The organism is Flavobacterium sp. (genome assembly GCF_039930565.1).
In the GTDB taxonomy this organism is placed as follows: domain Bacteria; phylum Bacteroidota; class Bacteroidia; order Flavobacteriales; family Flavobacteriaceae; genus Flavobacterium.
This window is the reverse complement of sequence record NZ_JBDTTP010000134.1, coordinates 1-5222: the sequence shown is the minus strand read 5'-3', so window position 1 is coordinate 5222 and position 5222 is coordinate 1. Positions and strand designations below refer to the sequence as shown.

Annotated in this window: 1 protein-coding gene and 1 pseudogene; one reads left to right on the top strand and one right to left on the bottom strand. The window is 34.2% G+C overall.

The features are described from left to right. Positions 1-2905: pseudogene (locus ABI657_RS18825) on the bottom strand (S8 family serine peptidase); the annotation flags it as partial. Between the two features lie 792 nt (positions 2906-3697). Between ABI657_RS18825 and thrS the strand changes: the two are divergent. Then, positions 3698-5222, top strand: a 1525-nt coding sequence (gene thrS / locus ABI657_RS18820; protein ID WP_348098811.1) for a threonine--tRNA ligase, incomplete at its 3' end; no start/stop codon positions are given.

Here is a 5222-nt window from a genome sequence, read left to right as displayed (position 1 = left end):
CAATAGTATTGTTATCAATTACAGTATCACCTGTATAATTAACATTTGCTATTACGGTATATAAACCCGGAGTTGAAAAATCTGCTTTTTGCACGAAATCATATGATACTTCATTCAAAGGATATACAGGACCAGGAATAGTTTCAAAAACTTCTGCTCCACCATTTATTTTATAAGAAACCGGAATATTGCTTATTGCAATCGGAGAGTCATTGTACACTTTTAGTTTTACTGTTTCGGCAGCTGTAAGTTCCGTATTAGGAATTAAAGATGATAATTCAAGATCTGTAGCTTTAGCTTCAAAAAGTGAAACATTATCAATAAATACTGAGCTATAAACGTTCTCGTTACTAACAACAATAACATCATTATCCATAACCGACTCAAAAGCAATGCTAAATGTAGTTCCGGCATAAGCAGATAAATCATATATTAATTCAGTATTTCCTGATAAAGCAGTTCCTCCATAAACACCTAAATTTTCATAGCTGTTTACCGGAGTTCCGTTTACGACAAGTCTGAAAAAGTCTTTATTTACTGGTCCAACACTATTCCAGATTAAATTAAATTTTAAACGAAGTGCTTTCCCTGCAAGCGTTGAAGCATCAATATCACAAAAAGATACTTTTTTAATAAAATTAGGATTATTTGCAAAAGCATTTGATGATGTGCTGGCAACCCATGGAGATGCAGACACATCAACTGATCCGGCCATTTTTGCTCCATCTAAGAAATTAGCATCAATATATTCGTATTTTACAGTTCCTGTTGTTCCTTTTGAAAAAACGTAATTAGTCGCTTTTCTTGTATTAAAATTTTCAACAAAAGGCAAAGTTACTGCATCGATTACAGGTGCAGAAACTGGTTCTGCATTTACAGCACTAATTCTTTCAGAAACAATTCCTGTTGCAATATCTACAGTTCGTACTGTAAACCAGTTATCAGTTCCCGAAGTAAGATTTGTAAATGTATAAGTAGGATCCGTAACAGTTGCTACAACATCAAATTTGTATCCATTCATTTTTAAAACTTCATATTTAGCTCCTGCAATTGGATCCCAATCCATTTTATAAGATGATGTACCACAAGCAGATGGTGCAATAACTAAATTTTTAGGTTCTGTTATAATATTAAAAACACCGGTTGAAGCATCAACTTTAGCTCCTGCAATAACTCTTATTTTTGCATTAGCAACAATTCCTGCCGGAACTTTCCATGCAAAATTTCTAGCTGCTGCCGGAATATCTTTGGCAATTAATTGATAGTTAATTCCTCCATCAACTGAATATTCAAGAGTGAAGTTTTTAGATTCTCCTTCATAATCCCAACGAATATATTCTGTAGTTTCTGTATTGAATTTTTCTCCTCCAATAGGATAAGTCAAAATTAATTCAGGAGCTACGTAATCATAAACTACAGAAAATTCCTGAGTAGCAAGAGGAACTTTTGTACCTGTAACGATTATTTTATACATTCCAGCTGCAGGACTATTTAAAGTTATTTGTTCAATATTATTCATATTATCAACTCCGGGCGCAGCATTTGCATTTGGAGCAGTTGGATTTAAAACCAAGGGCAAAGTCGTTGTACCATCTTTCACGATTTTAATATCTAAATCATTTACCTGAATCGCATTTGCTCCGGGCGTACCTTGTAAATCTGAATAGGCTAACATTACTTTTAATGTAACAAGTCCAGCAGGAACTACTATATCTTTTTCGTAAGTGGTTGCATTAGCGACACTTGCAGTATAAAACATTTTGTTATCTAAAGCTTTAACAGCTCTAAGACCATTTAAGTTTCCAAATCCGTATTTATAATCAGGACCAGGATTACCTGCATCTTTGGCTGTATTTGTTACTAAGGCTTTCATTAAAGAAGCCAAAGGTTTTGTACTGTAAATGTTTTTATATCTTTCATAAAGTAAAGCTACTGTACCTGTAGTTCCTGGCGTTGCCATAGATGTTCAGCTCATTACCTGATAAGAGTTGCTGTAGTCTAATGAATAAACATCTGTACCAATAGCCGCGATTTGAGGCACTAAACGTCCATCAATCGTGGGGCCGAAACTACTGTAACTACTAATTAAATCATCTGGATTATTAGCAGCTACGTGCAATGCATTTTTGGAATTTTTTGTAGAAGTATTAAAACCTCCCGCATATGCAGTTTGTGCATTTCCGTTAGAATAAATTGTTAAAAGATAAGGAAACAAAGTAGTAACATTATCATCACCGCGATCTCCTGTATTGTACCTTCCAGTATTATACCCTGTTGTTAAATTTACTCCGTAAGAATTTGACGTAATTTCAATACCATCTTGATTAGCAGCAATAACTCTTTCCTGTTGAACGGTTAAACCATTAGATTGAATATTAAAATTCCATCCGTACATTTGTACTTCAGGAGCCATTCCCCTTGCTCTTGGATCTAATAAACCAGCTCCACCAATAGTTCCTGAAACGTGATCTCCGTGCGAAGAATTTGATTCGTATTCTCTATTGATAACACGTCCGGTATGGTCTTTATGTTGTTCAAGATTTCCATCCCAAATACCCACTTTAACACCTTTCCCAGTTAATCCATATCCAAGACCTGGAATTACAGATCCTAAAACATTTGCTTTGTGCGAACTCACTCCCGGTTTGTTATCGCTTTCAACCGGAGGAGCAACTAATTCGATATTTTGTACCCAATTTAGTTTTGCAATTTCTTCAAGTTTCTCTTTAGTAGCCTGAACATAAACTTCATTAAAAGAGGAATCATTTTTACTGCTTTTAATAAATAAACCAGCTAAATCCTTCGAAATAACTTTATCATCAACTCCTTTAAAATAGCTAATAACAACTTTGATTACATTAGCTCCTTCTGCTGCATAATCCGGAATAGTATTATCAACAATCATTGGATCTAATTTATAATGTGAATCAATTGAAATTGTTGCTCTTATATTATCAGATGCAGTGCTTATGCTGTAATAATCAGAAGAAATTGCAGCATAATAAGCATTGTTAGACAAATAACTAAGCAAAGTTATTCCCTGTGTTTTCAATTTTTGCTGCTCGTCTAAAGATGGAATTTTTGTAAACTGCAACAAAGTATACTCCACTTTAGGAATTTGTTTCCTTGTGATTTTTTTTTCTTTAAACTGTTGTTTAAAATTTGATGTCGTTACTATTTTATTTCCGTTTAATGAAATAGCAAAATCAATATCAGAAATCTTTTGCGACCATAAAGTAATAGTCATTAGCAACATAAATAAGTTAAGTAATTTTATTCTCATAAATTATATTTTGTTTAAAACATTGTTACAAAGTATAAACATACAAAATCACCTTGAATAGAAGGTTATGCTTGTTAATATTTAACTAAAAACAAAAAACCCTGATCAAGTATCTAAATGAATTAATTCAATAAATCGAGAGTCTACAGTATCAGATGTGATAGTACAATAATATAGAACCAAAATTTCACAATTATAACCAGATACACAATCCGAAAAAATTGCGCTAAATTTTTTGAAGGATTTAAAGCGAGAATTTTAGTAAAACTAGAGCATTAGTACCGGTTAGGTAAAGCAATAAAGATTTTTGACGAATCAGTAAATAATAATAAAAAATCAAATAATTTAATTACATACAACAAGTTGTATGTATTTTAGTAATGCCTTATATTTGCATTCACAAAATTATAAACAATGATTAAGATTACTTTACCCGATGGGTCGATTAGAGAGTTCGCTTCTGGTGTAACTCCGATGGAGGTTGCTAAAAGCATTAGTGAAGGATTTGCAAGAAACGTGATTTCTGCAGCCTTTAATGGTACAACAATAGAAACCGAAACTCAATTGACGACCGACGGTAGTCTTATTTTATATACATGGAATGATACAGAAGGTAAAAAAGCTTTCTGGCATTCGACTTCGCACGTAATGGCCCAAGCTCTTGAAGAGCTTTATCCTGGAATTAAATTAACTCTTGGGCCAGCGATTTCGAATGGTTTTTATTATGACGTAGATTTTGAAGATCAAAAAATTACTGATGCTGACTTTAAAAAGATTGAGGATCGTGTTCTGGAGATTTCAAGAGAGAAACACGAATTTAAGATGCGTCCTGTTAGCAAAGCTGATGCTTTAGAAATGTATAAGGACAACGTTTACAAGACTGAATTAATTTCTAATCTTGAAGACGGAACTATCACTTTTTGTGATCATTCGACTTTTACAGATTTATGTAGAGGTGGACATATTCCGAATACCGGAATCATTAAAGCTTTTAAAATTATGAGTGTGGCCGGTGCTTACTGGAGAGGTGACGAAAAGAACAAACAGTTAACTCGTGTTTACGGAACTTCTTTTCCTAAGCAAAAAGATTTGACTGAATATCTTGAACTTCTTGAGGAGGCAAAACGTCGTGACCACCGTAAACTTGGTAAGGAACTTGAATTATTTGCTTTCTCACAGAAAGTTGGAGCCGGCTTACCTTTGTGGTTACCAAAAGGTGCTGCGCTTAGAGACCGTTTAGAACAATTTTTAAAAAGGGCTCAAAAGAAAGCAGGTTATGAACAAGTTGTTACTCCACATATTGGACAGAAAGAACTTTATGTCACTTCTGGTCATTATGCGAAATACGGTGCAGATAGTTTTCAGCCAATCAATACTCCAGCAGAAGGCGAAGAGTTTTTATTGAAACCAATGAACTGTCCTCATCACTGTGAAATTTACAACGTAAGACCTTGGTCCTATAAAGATTTACCGAAGCGTTATGCTGAATTTGGTACTGTTTACAGATATGAGCAATCTGGCGAATTACATGGTTTAACTCGTGTAAGAGGGTTTACTCAGGATGATGCTCACATTTTTTGTACTCCGGAGCAATTGGATGAAGAGTTCAAAAAAGTAATTGACTTAGTACTTTATGTATTTGGTTCTTTAGGCTTTGAAAACTTTACTGCTCAGATTTCGTTAAGAGATCAGGAAAACAAAGAAAAATACATTGGTTCTGATGAAAATTGGGAAAAAGCTGAAAATGCGATTATAAACGCTGCCGCTGATAAAGGATTGAATACTGTTGTAGAATATGGCGAGGCAGCTTTTTATGGTCCGAAGCTTGACTTTATGGTTAAAGATGCTTTGGGAAGGCAGTGGCAATTAGGAACAATTCAGGTAGATTACAACCTTCCTGAGCGTTTTGAATTGACTTACAAAGGTGCTGATAACGAAT